The organism is Chromobacterium sphagni (assembly GCF_001855575.1).
GTDB lineage: Bacteria > Pseudomonadota > Gammaproteobacteria > Burkholderiales > Chromobacteriaceae > Chromobacterium > Chromobacterium sphagni.
The window spans coordinates 277,851-292,538 of sequence record NZ_MKCS01000004.1 but is presented as its reverse complement, the minus strand read 5'-3'; the positions used below and the strand labels follow the sequence as shown (position 1 = coordinate 292,538).

Below are 14,688 nucleotides of genomic sequence, written 5' to 3'. Positions count from 1 at the left end.
ACCCTAGTGGACAGGCGCGGAGCATCCCACGCTCCCTGATTGTGGAATATAAAAAAACGGCCAGGATGCCCTGGCCGTTTTTATCTGACGCTATAAAAGATCAACGCGCCGGAATGGCTTTCAACACCGCTTGCAACAGCTGCCAGGCCTTGCCCACCGATTCCACTTCCACCCGTTCGCCCGGCGCATGCGCGCCGCGGATGTTCGGACCGAAGGACACCATGTCCAGTTGCGGGTACTTGGAACCCAGGATGCCGCACTCGAGGCCGGCGTGAATTACCTGCACCTCCGCCTCGCCGCCGAACTCCTTGCGGTACACATCCTTGAACAGCGCCAGCAGGCTGGACTGCGGATTCGGCGCCCAGCCCGGATAGCCGCCTTCCATTTCCACGGTGAAGGCCGCCAGTTTGAACAGGCTTTCGATCTCGCGCGCCAGCATCCAGGTGCCGGAATCCAGCAGGGAGCGCACCATCAGGTTGGCGAACAGCTTGCCGTCGACAATGCTCACCACGCCCAAGTTGTTGGAGGTTTCCACCACGCCGGCCACGCGCTGGCTCATCCGCTTGACGCCGTGCGGCGCGGCGTGCAGCGCAGCCAGGATGGCGGTCTGGTCGGCGCGGGAAAGCACGCTGTCCGCGGCGGCGGCTTCGGACAGCACCACCACGCCCTCGTCCACGCCGGCCAGCTCAAAGCGCATCAGGCCCTGGAACGCATCGAGCTTTGCCGCCACCTTGGCGGCGTCGGCGGCCGGGTAGGCCACTACGGCGAAGGCCTCGCGAGACAGCGCGTTGCGGGCGGTGCCGCCCTTCAGCGTGGACAGACGCAGCTCGGTTTCCGCTTCCAGCTCGCGGATCAAGCGGATCAGGATTTTGTTGGCGTTGCCACGGCCCAAATGGATGTCGGCGCCGGAGTGGCCGCCTTGCAGACCCTTGATGGTCAGGCTGGCCACTTGGTAGCCGGCGGGAAGCGCTTCGCTGGCATACGCGCGGGTGACATTCACGTCCACTCCGCCGGCGCAACCCATATAGAACTCGCCCCATTCCTCGGTATCGATATTAATCAGGTACTGGCCTTGCAAGAGGCCGCTTTCCAGTCCCAGCGCGCCGCCCATGCCGGCCTCTTCGTCCAGCGTCAGCAGCACTTCCACCGGACCATGGGCGACGTCGTCGCCGGACAGCACCGCCATGCCCAGCGCCACGCCTATGCCGTTGTCGGCGCCCAGCGTGGTGTTTTCGGCGATCAGCCAGCCGTCTTTCAGCACCGGACGGATCGGGTCTTTGAAGAAGTCGTGCTCGGTGCCGCTGTTGGCCTGGCACACCATGTCCAGGTGGCCTTGCAGCACCACCCCGGCGCGGTCTTCATAGCCGGGGGTGGCCGGCTTGCGGATGATCAGGTTGCCCACTTGGTCGACAACGGTTTCCAGGCCACGCAGCTCCGCCCAGCCTTTCATGTAGTCGCGCACCTGCTCTTCGTGCTTGGACGGGCGCGGGATGTCGCACAGGGTTTGGAAGTGTTCCCAGACGGCTTTGGGTTCGAGTTGGGCGATATCGGTCACAACGCATTCCTTGATTTCGGTATGGCCGGCGGCGCAGATCGCGGCCGGCCGGTACAACGTTTCACCACGGCGGCGAAAGTTTGAATTAGGCTTTTACTTTATCACGGCGCCGCGGCAACGTCATGCCGGTTGACATGGCGCCGCCGCGACAAAACTGCGGATTACAGGCTGAAATGCAGCGACTTCACCAAGGCGCCGGGCAAATGCCGGCTGCCGGTGGCGCGGCCGCCGTAGCTGCCGGCGTCCACCAACAACTCGCGCTCCTGCGTCAGCGCCTCCAACTGATCGCCCAGCAGGTTGAACAGGCTGTCGTCGAAGCGCATCACGCCCAGCGGCGCGACGATCTCGCCGCCCTCCACCCAAAAACAGGCGAAACGGGTCATGCCGGTGATACGGCAGGCGGAACGGTCGGAAAAGTTCAGATACCACAGATTGGACAAGTACACTCCGGTGCCCAGCGCCTCCAGCGCCTGGGCCTGCGGCAACTCTCCCGCCGCCATCTGCAAAGACTCGGCCGCCTCGTGCGTGCCGGCATTCGGCACCAGGCCAAACTCGCGCGAACTGCGCGGGCTAATCAGGCTGTTGCGGTGCTTGCCGCCGACAATCAATTCCACGGCATCCGGCTTGATGAAGCCCTCGCTCTGGAACTGCGGCGCCAAACCATCGGCGCCGGCCTCAACCAGCGTCAGCAGCGGCGACAGCCTGGCCTCGCCGTCCACCAGCTTCAGCAGCGAGCTGCGCTTGGAGCGCACTTCCTTTTCCGACAAGCCGCCCCAGTTGAGCATGGATAGCAGGCTGCCCAGCGCCGACGGCGTGAAATAGGCGCGGTAGCTGCCCGGCTGCAACGCCTTGGGCGGCAGCTTCAACAGCTCCAGCTGATCGGCTGCTTCGGCGATGATCCGGCGCAGCTGGCCGGCATCCCATTCGCTGCCGGCCAGACTGCGCTTCACCGCCTTATCGCCGTGCGAATACAGGCTCCAGTCGAAACTCCAGCTACCGCCCTGCTGCCAGTTGAGCTGGCCCAGGTGGTTGGCGAAGCCGAAGCTCATGTCGCCGGCGGCCAGGATGCCCACCAAATCATGCCCTTGCGCCGCCGCCAGGATGTCTGCCGCCATCGCCGCGCTGGACGGCAAGCCGGCTGCGGCGACGCGCTCGCTGTTTTGCGGACTGTCGTTCAGCAACAGGAAAGGATCGTCCGCCACGTCATCCAGCGCCGCACGCAGGGCCGGAAGGCTGTCCAGTAACAAGGCCAGGTCCTCCTCGCCGCCGGAAAACGACAATTGCTGCACGACCTGGCGCTGGCCGCGCACCAGCCGCACCTCCAGGTATGCCTGCTTCACCGCGCCGGCCTGGCGCACCTGGCCATGGTTGAAACGGACAAAATCGCTGCACTCGGCTTCCAGCCACAAGGTAAAGCCTTCCTCGCCATGCAACTGCCGCGCCAGCTCCGCCGCCAGATTCTTGAAATGCCCCTGCATCATGCCGCCCCTCCGAACACATCCACCTCGCCGAACACGCAGGCCGGCGAAGCATGGCCCACCCTCACCACCTGATTGGGTTCGCCCTTGCCGCAATACGGCGTGCCCAGCACCGACAGCGTCGACTCGTCGCCCACCGCCTTCAAGGAGCGCCAGAAATTGGCGGAGATGCCGCGGTAATTGGGGTTGCGCACCACGCCTTTCAGTTCGCCGTCCTCTATCAAGCGGCCCCACTCGCAGCCGAACTGGAACTTGTTGCGCGAATCGTCGATGGACCAGCTGACGTTGGTCTGCATCAGCACGCCGCGCTCGACGCCGGCTATCAGCTGCTCCAGGCTCCGGTCGCCTGGCTCGACGTTGAGATTGGCCATGCGGTCTATCGCCGGACGGTTCCAGTTGCAGGCGCGGCTGTTGGCCACGCCATCCAGAGCGAAACCCCGCAGGCCCGCGCGGGCGGACGAGATGTCGCCGCCCAGCGGCCGCTCCAGCCGACCGCTGCGGATCAGCCATACCTTGTCGGCGGCCTTGCCGTCGTCATCCCAGCCATAGCTGGCCAATTCATTGCGCCGCAACGGATCGAACGTGACATTGAGCAGGCTGGAGCCGTATTGGTAATGGCCGAACATGTCCAGCGTGACGAAACTGGTGCCGGCGTAGTTGCGCTCATCGCCCAGGATGCGGTCCAGCTCCAGCGGATGGCCTATACTTTCGTGAATCTGCAGCATCATCTGCTCCGGCATCAGCAACAGATCCATCTTGCCGCAGGGGCAGTTGGGCGCGTGCAGCAACTGCAAGGCCTCGTCGGCGATGCGCCTTCCCGCGCCATGGAGGCCGGCCTCGGCAATCAACTCCTCTCCGCCCTGCCGTCCCAGGCCGCCGTACTGGCCGCCCAGGCTGCGCGTCTGCACCAGTCCGTCGGCAAACGCCGTCACCGCCAGCGATGGCGTCAGGGTGCGAAAGCGCTGTTCCACCTCGCCGCCGTGCGAGGTCAGGTACAGCTGGCGGATGTCTTGCCGAACCAGGCCGGCCGACCAGTCCACGATGCGCGCGTCGTCGCCCTTGGCGGCGGCGGACTCGCTCAGCAACAGGTCCAGCATCGCGGCGCGCTGCCACTTCATCCCGCCTTCGCAGCCCGGGCCCAGATAGCTGCCCTTGGGGCTGGGCATCTCCATCTTGCGGTAGTCGAACACGCCGCAGGCGGCGGTGGCGCGGGCCCAGTCACGCGCCCGCTCAATCGCGGCGCGCAGGCCGGACTCGCTGAGGTCGGCGGTGGCGGCATAGCCGTAGCCGCCCTGGTCCATCACCGTAATCATCGCGCCGCGGTCGCGGCTGAGGCTCAGCGGCAGCTGCCTGCCCTGGCGCACCTGCAGGCGCTCGCTGTCCGCCTCAACATAGCGCAGCGAGCAGAAGTCCACCTGAGGCCGCAGCGCCTGAAAGCGCTGCCGGATAGTTTCAAGCATGGGAGGCTCCATCCAATGGCGGCCGCAGCCGCGCGATGCAATGTCAATGACATTGATGCTAATCAGTCATACGCCTCTCTGTCCATCCTAATTTCATCAAACCGGAATCACGCCGACCCGCGCGGGCCGGCGCTTCGCTGGCCGGAAACGCGCTACAAGCCCAGTTCGCTCAGCCCCGGATGCTGGTCCGGACGCCGCCCCAGCGGCCAGAAGAACTTGCGCTCGCCCGGCTGGATAGGCATGTCGTTGATGCTGGCGTGGCGATCCGTCATCAGACCGTCGGCGCCGAACTCCCAATTCTCGTTGCCATAGCTGCGGTACCACTGGCCGGCGTCGTCGTGCCATTCGTAGGCGAAGCGCACCGCGATGCGGTTGCCGTCAAACGCCCACAGCTCCTTGATCAGCCGGTAATCCAGCTCGCGCTTCCACTTGCGCTCCAGCAGCGCCTGCGCCTCGGCGCGGCCGGCGGGGAAGTCCACCCGGTTGCGCAAGCGGGTGTCCGGGCTGTAGGCCAGCGCCACGCGGGCGGGGTCGCGGCTGTTTCAACCGTCTTCGGCCAGGCGGACTTTCTCGATTGCGCTTTCGCGGTTGAACGGCGGCAGCGGCGGACGGTTTTCCATGGGATGTCTCTTTGCAGTGTTTGCGATTCAAATCAAGTAGACAAATCTGTCTACATGCAAATCAGTCTAGACCCAAGTAGACAACCCTGTCTACAATAACTTGATGATGCTGACCCCCACCCCAATCCTCAAGGAACAAGCTGCGCGCGAACGCATCCTGCTCACCGCGCATAGGCTATTCTACCTCGAAGGCATACGCGCCACCGGCATAGACCGGATCATCGCCGAGTCCGGCGTGACCAAGGTCACCTTCTACCGCCACTTCCCCAGCAAGAACGAATTGATCCACGCCTATCTGGAATACCGCCACGCTTTGTGGCTGCAATGGTTTGGCGACGCGCTGTCGCGCCACGGCGGCGGCATCGGCGCGCTGGTTCCGGCGCTGCGGGAATGGCTTGAAAACGAGCAGTTCCGCGGCTGCGCCTTCATCAACGGCGTGAGCGAGCTGGGACCGGTTTCCGCGGAGACCATGGAGATCGCCCGCCGCCACAAGCAGGCGCTGCGGGAAGCGATAGCCGGTCTGCTGCCGGACACGGCGGAAAAGGAAGAACGCGCCAGCCTGCTGGCCATGGCGGCGGACGGCGCCATCGTGCGCGCGCAGATGGAAAACGGCGCGCAGCCGGCGCTGGCCAGCCTGGGGTTGCTGATCCGGCTTTTGCCGGCGCCTGCGCAGGGATGACGGCCAAGCGGCCGCCATGTTAGTTTTGATCCGGAACCAACCTGGAGCCCGCCGCATGGAACAAGCCCTGTACCGCCTGCTGGAGCAGCAGCAAATCCGCTATCAGCGCTTCGAGCACCCGCCGGTCTACACCTGCGAGGAGGCCGCGCGGCTGATCCCTGACCTGCCCGGCGCCGAATGCAAGAACCTGTTCCTGTGCGACGCCAAGGGCCGCCAGCACTTCCTGGTGGCGGTGCCTGCGGCTGCCGGCGTGGACATCAAGGCGCTGGGAGACGCTCTGGAGGCCAAGGGCCTGCGCTTCGCCTCGCCGGAGCGTTTGAAGAACTATCTGGGACTGGAGCCCGGATCGGTGACGCTGCTGGCGGCGGTCAACGATAGCGGGCATCGGGTGGAAGTGGTGGTGGACGCGGAGCTGTGGGCGGCGGACGCCATCCTGTGCCATCCGCTGGTCAACACCGCCACGCTGAGCGTGCCGGTGGCGGAGCTGCAACGGCTGCTGCGGCACACCGGCCACCAGCCGCGCGTGATGGCGGTGCCGCGGCGCGGCTAGCGCCGGTTTCAGGCCGCCGGCGCGCCCCCCAGCGCCTTGTAAAGCTCGGCCAGCGTCTTCAGCTGATCCAGATTGAGCTCCAGCAGCTTCTCCTCGGCCAGCCGCCTGCCGCGCGCGGCCTCCAGCCATGACTGCATGTCGGTTTCGCCGGCGCGGTAGCGGCTTTCTGCCAGCGCCTCATTGCGGGCGCACAGCGCCAGCGCGTCGCGCTGCAGGCTGGCGCTATCCGCCAGCCGCCGCCGCGCCGCCAAACCCTCCTCCACCTCGCGGTAGGCGCCGTACAGCGTCTTGCGGAATTCTACGGCGGCCAGTTCGTAATCCGCCTCGCTGGATTTCAGCTTCAAATCCAGTTGCCGCCAGTTGAGGAAAGGCAGCGACAGCGCGGCGCCCAGGCCCAGTTGCCCGCCCGGCGCGGCGCCGCTGCGGCTCAGGCCGCCGTTCAGGCTGAAGCGCGGGAAAAAGTCGGCGCGCCGTTGGTCCGCGTCGGCCAGCTTGCCGCGCAACCGCGCCTCGGCAGCCTGCAGGTCGGGACGGCGTTGCAGCAGCTCGCCGGGCAGGCCGGCGGCGATGCCGGGCATGGCCGGCGCTGCCGGCAAGGCGGCTATCTCCGACAGCGGCGCGCCGGGCGGCGCGTCCAGCAGCAGCGCCAGTGCGTTTTCCTTCTTGCGCAGCTGCTCCCGCTGGCTGAGCAATGCCGCGCGCAACTCCAGCACCGCGTTGTCCGCCTGCGTCGCATCCTGCTCCGCCAGCGCGCCGGCGCGCCATTTAGAGCGCGCCAGCGCCTGCATCCGGACGGCGTCGGCCAGCGCCGCTTCGCTCAGCGCCAGTCTGGATTTCAGAGCGGCGATGTCCCAGTACAGGCTGGCGGCGGTGCTGTCGGACAGCAGGCCGGCGCTGACGCGGTCATACTCGCTGGCGACGAAGGCCTGGCCCGCCGATCGCTGCGCCGCGTCCAACCGCCCCCACAAATCCACTTCGTAATCCACTTTCAGCCCGGCGTTATGGCTGTTCGACCAGCCGCCGCCGTCCAGCGTCCGGCTGCGGTCGCCCGACAGCGAGCCGCTCAGCGTCGGACGCGCGTCGCTGTCGGCCAGGCCGGCCTCTATCCGCGCCTTGCGCAGTTTCAGCAGCGCGATCTCCAGATCGGGATTGCGGCCGCGCGCCTGCGACAGCACCTGCGACAGCGCCGGGTCGGCGAAGCCGCCCCACCAGGCGTCGCGGTCCATGTCCTGACCGGCTGCAGCCGATTGCGCCCAATGCGCAGGCGTCTGCAAGGGCTGGCGCTGGTAGGGCGTGGCCTGGCAGCCGGCCAGCAAGGCCAGCAAGGCCAGCAAGGCCAGCAGCGGCAGAAGCCGCCATATCGGGTTCTTGTCCATCTTTCTCACTCCCTGGCCAGCGCGTCTATCGGATTGAGACGCGCGGCGCTACGCGCCGGAAGGTAGCCGAACAGCACGCCGATCAAGGACGAGCAGGCCACCGCCAACGCGATCGCCGTCAAGGACAGCGACATCTTCCATTTGCTCACCAGGAGCGCGAACACGAAACTGATGCCGTAGGACAGCAGCACCCCGATGGCGCCCCCCACCAGGCACACCAGCACCGCCTCGGTGAGAAACTGCTGCAGCACGTCGCCCTGGCGCGCGCCCACCGCCATGCGGATGCCGATCTCGCGGGTGCGCTCGGTCACCGACACCAGCATGATGTTCATCACTCCGATGCCGCCCACCACCAGCGAAATCACCGCGATCAGCGTCAGCAGCAGCGCCAGCATGCGGCTGGTGCTTTCCACCGTTTTCAGCACTTCCTCCATATTGTGGGTGAAGAAGTCCTTGCCGCCGTGGCGCTGGGTCAAGAGCCGGGTGATCGCCTTCTCCGCCAGCGCCGTCGGCTGGCCTTCCTTCACCCGGATCACGAAGCGGTCGAAATACGGCTGGCCGAACAGGCGGCTGGCCGCGGTGGAGTACGGCATCCACATCTGCAGAGCATTGCCGCCGAAACCACGGTCGCGCTGCGCCACCACGCCCACCACGGTGGCAGGCACGCTGCCCACCAGGATCACCTTGCCTATCGCCTCGCCATCGGCGAACAGCTTGCGCCGCGAATTCTTGTCGATCAGCACCACTTGGCGCTGCAGGCGGATGTCGTCCCGGCTGAAGCCCTGGCCCTCGGCCATCTTCATGCCCTGCACCCGGAAGAAATCGCCTCCGACGCCGCTGACCGAGGCGTTGACGTCCACGCTGCGGTAACGGATGCGCTGCGGATTGGAGGTTTCCGGCGTCACGCTGTCGACATAGCCCTCTTCCGCCAGCGCCTTCAGGTCGCCGGGCAGAAAGGTGCGGATGCCGGCGGCCTTGTCGTCGCCCCAGTCCTTGCCCCTGAACACGGTGATGGTGTTGGTGCCCATGGCGCGGATGTCGTTCAGCACGTAGTCGCGCGCGCCTTCGCCGATGGCGATGATGGACACCACCGAAGTGATGCCGATGATGATGCCCAGCATGGTCAGGACCGTGCGCAGGCGGTTGGACAGCATGGCCAGCAGCGCCATCTTGAACGCTTCCCGCATCCGCTCGCGCAGCGCCGGGCCGCCGCCGGCCATCTGCGGCTGCTCGACGGCTCCGGCCGGAACGCGCGCCGCGCCGCCGCTGTCGCGCAGGATTTCGCCGTCTCGGATTTCTATCACCCGCCCGGTCTGGGCGGCGATGGCGGGGTCGTGGGTGACGATGATCACGGTATGGCCGGCGGCGTGCAGCTCCTTCAGGATGCGCATCACCTCCTCGCCGCTGTGGCTGTCCAGCGCCCCGGTGGGCTCGTCGGCCAGGATGATGCCGCCGCCGTTCATCAGCGCGCGGGCGATGGATACCCGTTGCTGCTGCCCGCCCGACAACTGGCCGGGACGGTAATCCTCCTTGCCGGCCAGGCCCAGCCGCGCCAGCAGCTGCCGCGCCCGCTCGCGCCGCTGCGACAACGGCAGGCCGGCGTAGACGGCCGGCATCGCCACATTGTCGATCGCGGACAAATGCGGCAGCAGATGATAGCGCTGGAAGATGAAGCCGAAGTGTTCGCGCCGCAATTCGGCCAGCTGGTCGCCGTCAAGCTCGCCCGCCTCGCGCCCGGCCACCCGGTAGCGGCCGGACGAAGGCTGGTCCAGGCAGCCCAGAATGTTCATCAGCGTGGACTTGCCGGAACCGGAAGCGCCGACGACGGCCACCATCTCGCCGGCCTCTATCCGCAGCGACACGTCCTTCAGCACCGCCACTTCCTCGCCGCCGGACGGAAAGCGCCGCCAGACGCCGCAAAGCTCAAGGGCGGCCGCGCTCATGCGCTCACCACCACCGCGCCGCCCTCTTCGGGCTTGTCGGCGCTCTCCCCGGTCACCACCTTCTCGCCGGCCTGCAAGCCGTCCAGCACCTGCGCGCGGGTGGCGGTCTTCAATCCCACCCGGACCCGGCGCTCCTGCAACCGGCCATCCTTGCCCTGCACCTTGACCGGGTAGCGGCCGTCCTTGCCGGCTTCGCCCAACGCCGACAGCGGAATGCTCAGCGCCTGCGCCACCCTGGCCAGCAGGATACTGACCTCGGCCGTCATGTCCACCCGCAGCTTGCCGTCGGCGTTGGGCACATCGAACAGCGCCTTGTAGAACACCGCGTTGTTGATCTTTTCCGGCGTCGGCAGAATCGTGCGCAGCTGGCTGCGGAAGCGCTGGTCGGGCGCGCCCAGCACGGTGAAGTACACCGGCAGCCCGGCCTTGATGCGGATCACGTCGGCCTCGGCCACCTGGGCCCTGACCGTCACCTGGCTGAGGTCGGCCAACTTGAGGATGACCGGCGCCTGCTGCATGGCGATCACCGTCTGCCCCTGCTGGGTGACAATTTCCACCACCTCGCCGTCCATCGGCGCCAGGATGCGGTTGTAGCTCAACTTGGTGCGCTTGCTGTCCAACTGCGACCTCTCCTGCCGGATCTGCGCCTGCAGTTCGTCCAGGCCGGCCTGCTGCGTCAGAAAAGCGGTTTCGGCCGCCAGCAGCTCCTTGTCTGAAGTGGAACCCTCATGCCGCATGCGCCGCTGCCGCGCCGCCTCCTGCTCCGCCTGCTGCAGCGCCGCCTGCTTGGCGCGCCGCTGCGCGATGCGGGCGTCCAGCGCCGCCTCGCTGGCCTTCAGATCGTTCAGGCTGTCCTCGGGGTCGATCTCGGCCAGCAGTTCGCCCTGCTTGACCTTGTCGCCGGCCTCCACCTTCAGCGTCTTCAACTGGCCGGAAGCCTGCGCGCCGACGTCCACCTGCCGCAGCGGCTGCACCACGCCGCTGGCCAGCACCACATCCTCCAGTTCGCCGCGCTCCACGGCGGCGGTCAAAACCTGCGGCGGCGGCGGCTCCGCCAGCCAGTAGCGCAGGCCCCCAGCCGCCAGCGCCAGAACCGCGGCCAGCAAAACCGCGTTGCGCAGCGGCCGCCGGCCGAAGCCCCATTCCCGCAACCTGGCCCACCCACGCGCGGGCAAACCGACAAACCGCAACATCATGCCAAGCAAGCGCTTCAAAAACCTCATCTGCGACAATCAATCATGAAAAGCAAACCTATTTTGGCAACATCAGTCCAAATTAGTTCCAAAACTCTAGAACCGAGGCCTGCCCAGCCCTCAGTCCAGCAGCCCCAGCCGCTCGCGCAACAACGCCGACGCCCACTCGACAAACACCTGCACCCGTCGCGACAAGTGGCGGCGGTGCGGGTACAGCACCGACACCGGCATAGCCGGCGGCGGCCAATCGGCCAGCACCTCCGCCAGCCGCCCGGCCGCCACATGCGGCTCAGCGTCGTAGCGCGGCAGCTGGATCAGCCCCAAGCCGGCCAGCGCGCAGGCGAGATAGGTCTCCACCTGGTTGATGCTGATCCTGCCCTGCAGCGCCAGCTCACGCCGCTCGCCATCCAGCTGGTATTCCCAGCCGAACACCTTGCCGCTGGCCGGCGAAGCGTAGTTCACCACCTGGTGCCCGGCCAGATCCTGCGGCGTCGCGGGCACGCCCTGGCGCGCCAGATAGTCAGGGCTGGCGTAATTGCCCTGCCGCATCATGCCGATGCGGCGCGCCACCAGCCGCGATTCGCTCAACTGCCCCACCCGGATCACGCAGTCCACTCCCTCCTGGATCAAGTCCACCGGCCGGTCGGTGACGCCCAGTTCCAGCTCGATATCCGGGTACTGGCGGAAAAAATCCGGCAAGGCCGGCGCCAGCACCTGCCTGCCTATCGGCCCGGGCACGTCTATGCGCAGGCGGCCGCGCGGACTGGCGCCTTGCTGGCTGAACAGCGCCTCGATCTCATCGAAATCGGCCAGCAGTTGCTGGCAGCGCTCGTAAAAGCCGCTGCCGTCCAGCGTCAGCTGCACCCGGCGCGTGGTTCGGTGCAATAACCGCACCCCCAACTGCGCTTCCAGCTGCTGCACCGCGCTGGATACCGTGGCGCGCGGCAGCTGCAGCTGCTGCGCCGCCCGGGTGAAGCCGCCGGCGTCCACCACGCTGGCGAATACCCGCATTGCCTGAATCCGGTCCATGGCCGCTCCAATTGGTTAGGTTTTATGGATAGTGTAACCAATTCAAACCTATTTATTAGAACATATCCAAACAATACACTGCAAAGCGTCAACAGCCCGCCGCCACCTGCGGCACCGCAAACGGAGAAATGAAATGAGCCAAACCAACTTTGCAGGACAAGCCGCGCTGGTAGTCGGCGCATCGCGCAATATGGGCCGCGCCTTCGCCGAGGCGCTGGCCGCCGACGGCGCCGCAGTCGCCATCCACTACAACAGCGACAGCTCCCGCGCCGACGCAGAACAGATCGCCGCAGGCATCAACGCCGCCGGCGGCCAGGCCTTCGCCGTGCAAGCCGACGTCACCAAGGTGACGGAAGTGCGCCGCCTGTTCGACACGGTGGAACAGCGCTTCGGCCATCTGGACATCCTGATCAACACCGCCGGCATGATGGTGAAGAAGCCGGTGACCGAAGTCAGCGAAGAAGAGTTCGACGCCATTTTCGCCCTCAACACCAAGGCGGCGTTCTTCTGCCTGCAGGAAGCCGGTCGCCGCCTGCGCGACAACGGCCGCATTGTCAGCGTCGGCACCTCGCTGCTGGCTGCCACCACCGGCTACTACGGCGTCTACGCCGGCAGCAAGGCCCCGCTGGAAGACTTCACCCGCGCGCTGGCCAAGGAGGTCGGCCACCGCGGCATTACCGTCAACGTGGTGGCGCCCGGCCCGATGGACACCGCCTTCTTCTACTCGGTGGAAACTTCGGAAACGGTGGCCTACCTGAAACGCGCCAGCATCAACGGCGAGCTGGGCCAGGTGGCCGACCTGGTGCCGCTGGTGAAGCACCTGGTCTCGCCGGAAAACCGCTGGACCACTGCCCAGACTCTGTTCATCAACGGCGGTTTCGTCTCGCGCTGAGCTGCGAACTGCAGCGCCAAAAGGCAGCGGCGGCCCGATGGTCTCCGCTTTTTAATTCAAATGTCATCTCCAGCGGCTTGCCAGAAACGGGGATGTTCTGCATGATGGCCGATTCGTTGTTGTCACTACAGAAGCCAGCATGTCCGACATTCTCAACACCATCATCGCCACCAAGCATCAGGAGATCGCCGCCGCGCTGGGCAGCCGCCCGCTGGAAAGCGTGCGCGCCGACGCCGAGACCCGCGGCGATCGCCGCGATTTCGTGGCGGCCATCCGCGCCAAGCACGCGCTGGGCAAAGCCGCCGTGATCGCCGAGATCAAGAAGGCCAGTCCGAGCAAGGGCGTGATCCGCGCCGATTTTGATCCGGCAGCCATCGCCGCCAGCTACGCCCGGCATGGCGCCGCCTGCTTGTCGGTGCTGACCGACCGCCAGTATTTCCAGGGCGACGCCAGCTATCTGGAAGCCGCGCGCGCCGCCTGCCATCTGCCGGTGCTGCGCAAGGACTTCATCGTCGACGAGTACCAGATCTACGAAGCCCGCGCCATGGGCGCCGACTGCATCCTGCTGATCGCCGCCGCGCTGGAGCTGCCGCAGATGCGGGCGTTCGAAGCCCTGGCCAACGAGTTGGGCATGGCGGTACTGGTGGAAGTGCACAATGATGAGGAACTGGACGCCGCGCTGCAGCTGAAAACCGAGCTGATAGGCGTCAACAACCGCAATCTGCGCAGCTTCGAAGTGAGCCTGGCCACCACGCTGAAACTACTGCCCCGCATCGACAACGGCCGCATCGCCGTGACCGAAAGCGGCATAGCCAGCGTCGACGACGTGCGCCTGATGCGCAGCAGCGGCGTGCACAGCTTCCTGGTGGGCGAGGCCTTCATGCGCGAGGCCGAGCCCGGCGAGGCGCTCGAGCGCCTGTTCGCCGCTCCGCAGTAAAGCCAACGGGCGCCCAACGGCGCCCGTCTTCTTTCCCGTCCTTGCCGCCTCCTACTTAGCCGGCAGAAAAGCCGCCAAGCGCAACGCCTCCTGCTGGCTGAATCGCTGCGCCTGCAGCTGGCTTATCGCCTGCTGGCGCTGCGGTTCGCTCAATTGGCCATTCTGCCGGATGGCCATCGCGTCGCGGTTGAAATCGGCTACCCGTTGCTGCCAGGCGGCCTGCTCCCGGTCCAGCGACGCCAGCCGGTCGGCCGCCGCCTGTCCCACCATTCCGGCCCGCAAGGCGTACAGCTCCTGCTCGCTGCCGCCGCGCTTGCGCAATTCGGCCTCGGCCTCGGCCAGCGCCAGGTGTTTGACCGGATCCTCGCGCGCCGCGCGCAAGGCCGGCGGCAGCTGCTGCTCCAGCAAAGCGATACGTCGCTGTTTCTCCGCCGCGCTCAAGACCGGATCGGCCAGAATCGCCAGCCGTTTGGCGGTGAAGGCGTCGTAGCGGTCCTCGTCACCGAACAAGCCCTCCACCTCGGCTTGCGAGAAATACTGTAGCCGCGCCGCCTGCGCCCGCGCCAGCCGCTGCGCCAGATCGCTGCCGGCCGCCACCGTCATGCCCGCCAGAGACTGGCGGTAGGCGACGTAGCGGTCGAACAGATCCATCGCCTGCTTCAGCGCGGCGGCGGACAAGGTTCGCTGCAGATAGCCGCGCAATTCGGCGCGGATAGCCGGCAGCTCGCGCTCGCCCAGCGTGGCCAGGTAGTAGTCGAACAGCCGCCGCAGCTCCTGGTTGACCTGCAGCTGGCCGTTGGCAGCCGCCTTGACCGCGCCGTCCGGCAGAGTGCCGCGCAGCGACGCAGCGAAGCCGCCATCCCTGCCGGCCTGCGCCGCCGCAGGCAAGGGCTTCTGCGCCTGCGGCCAGGCCTGCCAAACCAGCAGGCCGGCGCAGACGCCCGTCAATGTCAGCACCAGACGGACCTTGCGCATC

Annotated in this window: 12 protein-coding genes and 1 pseudogene; 4 read left to right on the top strand and 9 right to left on the bottom strand. The window is 66.6% G+C overall.

Annotated elements, in window-relative coordinates; all coding sequences use genetic code 11:
• Nucleotides 1-100 precede the first annotated feature (100 nt).
• The 4 genes and pseudogenes from BI347_RS21835 to BI347_RS21820 all read right to left on the bottom strand — a co-directional run.
• Nucleotides 101-1,555, bottom strand: coding sequence for an aminoacyl-histidine dipeptidase (locus BI347_RS21835; protein WP_071117183.1), 1,455 nt, complete (start codon nucleotides 1,553-1,555; stop codon nucleotides 101-103).
• Between the two features lie 161 nt (nucleotides 1,556-1,716).
• Nucleotides 1,717-3,036: a metallopeptidase TldD-related protein gene (locus BI347_RS21830; protein ID WP_204378127.1), complete on the bottom strand. Its 1,320-nt coding sequence runs from the start codon at nucleotides 3,034-3,036 to the stop codon at nucleotides 1,717-1,719.
• On the bottom strand, nucleotides 3,033-4,493 hold the full coding sequence (locus BI347_RS21825; protein ID WP_071113866.1) for a TldD/PmbA family protein: 1,461 nt from the start codon (nucleotides 4,491-4,493) through the stop codon (nucleotides 3,033-3,035). The genes BI347_RS21830 and BI347_RS21825 overlap by 4 nt, the downstream gene beginning before the upstream one ends.
• A 152-nt stretch (nucleotides 4,494-4,645) precedes the next feature.
• Nucleotides 4,646-5,023, bottom strand: a pseudogene (locus BI347_RS21820) (DUF1348 family protein); the annotation flags it as partial.
• Between the two features lie 193 nt (nucleotides 5,024-5,216).
• Here BI347_RS21820 and BI347_RS21815 point away from each other — a divergent pair.
• Together BI347_RS21815 and BI347_RS21810 are read left to right on the top strand one after the other, a co-directional pair.
• Entirely contained in the window at nucleotides 5,217-5,792 is a 576-nt protein-coding gene (locus BI347_RS21815) for a TetR/AcrR family transcriptional regulator (RefSeq protein WP_071113868.1), read from the top strand.
• A 55-nt stretch (nucleotides 5,793-5,847) separates the two neighbouring features.
• Entirely contained in the window at nucleotides 5,848-6,342 is a 495-nt protein-coding gene (locus tag BI347_RS21810) for a prolyl-tRNA synthetase associated domain-containing protein (protein ID WP_071113869.1), read from the top strand.
• An 8-nt stretch (nucleotides 6,343-6,350) separates the two neighbouring features.
• Here the strand turns inward: BI347_RS21810 and BI347_RS21805 are convergent, their stop codons facing one another.
• The 4 genes from BI347_RS21805 to BI347_RS21790 form a co-directional block, all read right to left on the bottom strand.
• The gene (locus tag BI347_RS21805; protein WP_071117087.1) at nucleotides 6,351-7,718 is read right to left on the bottom strand and encodes an efflux transporter outer membrane subunit; all 1,368 of its coding nucleotides are present in this window, start codon (nucleotides 7,716-7,718) and stop codon (nucleotides 6,351-6,353) included.
• A 5-nt stretch (nucleotides 7,719-7,723) separates the two neighbouring features.
• Nucleotides 7,724-9,661 (bottom strand): MacB family efflux pump subunit, encoded by a 1,938-nt coding sequence (locus BI347_RS21800; RefSeq protein ID WP_071117086.1) that lies wholly within the window; start codon nucleotides 9,659-9,661, stop codon nucleotides 7,724-7,726.
• Nucleotides 9,658-10,884 (bottom strand): macrolide transporter subunit MacA, encoded by a 1,227-nt coding sequence (gene macA / locus BI347_RS21795; protein ID WP_083339116.1) that lies wholly within the window; start codon nucleotides 10,882-10,884, stop codon nucleotides 9,658-9,660. The genes BI347_RS21800 and macA overlap by 4 nt, the downstream gene beginning before the upstream one ends.
• Before the next feature lie 90 nt (nucleotides 10,885-10,974).
• Nucleotides 10,975-11,883, bottom strand: coding sequence for a LysR family transcriptional regulator (locus BI347_RS21790; RefSeq protein ID WP_071113873.1), 909 nt, complete (start codon nucleotides 11,881-11,883; stop codon nucleotides 10,975-10,977).
• Nucleotides 11,884-12,016: 133 nt separating this feature from the next.
• Between BI347_RS21790 and BI347_RS21785 the strand changes: the two genes are divergently transcribed.
• The gene (locus tag BI347_RS21785) at nucleotides 12,017-12,775 is read left to right on the top strand and encodes an SDR family oxidoreductase (protein WP_071113874.1); all 759 of its coding nucleotides are present in this window, start codon (nucleotides 12,017-12,019) and stop codon (nucleotides 12,773-12,775) included.
• 139 nt (nucleotides 12,776-12,914) lie between these two features.
• Entirely contained in the window at nucleotides 12,915-13,712 is a 798-nt protein-coding gene (gene trpC / locus BI347_RS21780; protein ID WP_071113875.1) for an indole-3-glycerol phosphate synthase TrpC, read from the top strand.
• A 51-nt stretch (nucleotides 13,713-13,763) separates the two neighbouring features.
• Here the strand turns inward: trpC and BI347_RS21775 are convergent, their stop codons facing one another.
• Nucleotides 13,764-14,687 carry a lipase secretion chaperone gene (locus BI347_RS21775; RefSeq protein WP_071117085.1) on the bottom strand — a complete coding sequence of 308 codons (924 nt, stop codon included), beginning with the start codon at nucleotides 14,685-14,687 and terminating at the stop codon, nucleotides 13,764-13,766.
• Nucleotide 14,688 lies beyond the last annotated feature (1 nt).

Bases quoted from the DNA above. Each gene is read 5' to 3' on its own strand.
- BI347_RS21830 (WP_204378127.1), bottom strand. From the start codon at position 3,036: ATGATGCAGGGGCATTTCAAGAATCTGGCGGCGGAGCTGGCGCGGCAG.
- BI347_RS21825 (WP_071113866.1), bottom strand. From the start codon at position 4,493: ATGCTTGAAACTATCCGGCAGCGCTTTCAGGCGCTGCGGCCTCAGGTG.
- BI347_RS21815 (WP_071113868.1), top strand. From the start codon at position 5,217: ATGATGCTGACCCCCACCCCAATCCTCAAGGAACAAGCTGCGCGCGAA.
- BI347_RS21810 (WP_071113869.1), top strand. From the start codon at position 5,848: ATGGAACAAGCCCTGTACCGCCTGCTGGAGCAGCAGCAAATCCGCTAT.
- BI347_RS21805 (WP_071117087.1), bottom strand. From the start codon at position 7,718: ATGGACAAGAACCCGATATGGCGGCTTCTGCCGCTGCTGGCCTTGCTG.
- BI347_RS21800 (WP_071117086.1), bottom strand. From the start codon at position 9,661: ATGAGCGCGGCCGCCCTTGAGCTTTGCGGCGTCTGGCGGCGCTTTCCG.
- macA (WP_083339116.1), bottom strand. From the start codon at position 10,884: ATGAGGTTTTTGAAGCGCTTGCTTGGCATGATGTTGCGGTTTGTCGGT.
- BI347_RS21790 (WP_071113873.1), bottom strand. From the start codon at position 11,883: ATGGACCGGATTCAGGCAATGCGGGTATTCGCCAGCGTGGTGGACGCC.
- BI347_RS21785 (WP_071113874.1), top strand. From the start codon at position 12,017: ATGAGCCAAACCAACTTTGCAGGACAAGCCGCGCTGGTAGTCGGCGCA.
- trpC (WP_071113875.1), top strand. From the start codon at position 12,915: ATGTCCGACATTCTCAACACCATCATCGCCACCAAGCATCAGGAGATC.
- BI347_RS21775 (WP_071117085.1), bottom strand. From the start codon at position 14,687: ATGCGCAAGGTCCGTCTGGTGCTGACATTGACGGGCGTCTGCGCCGGC.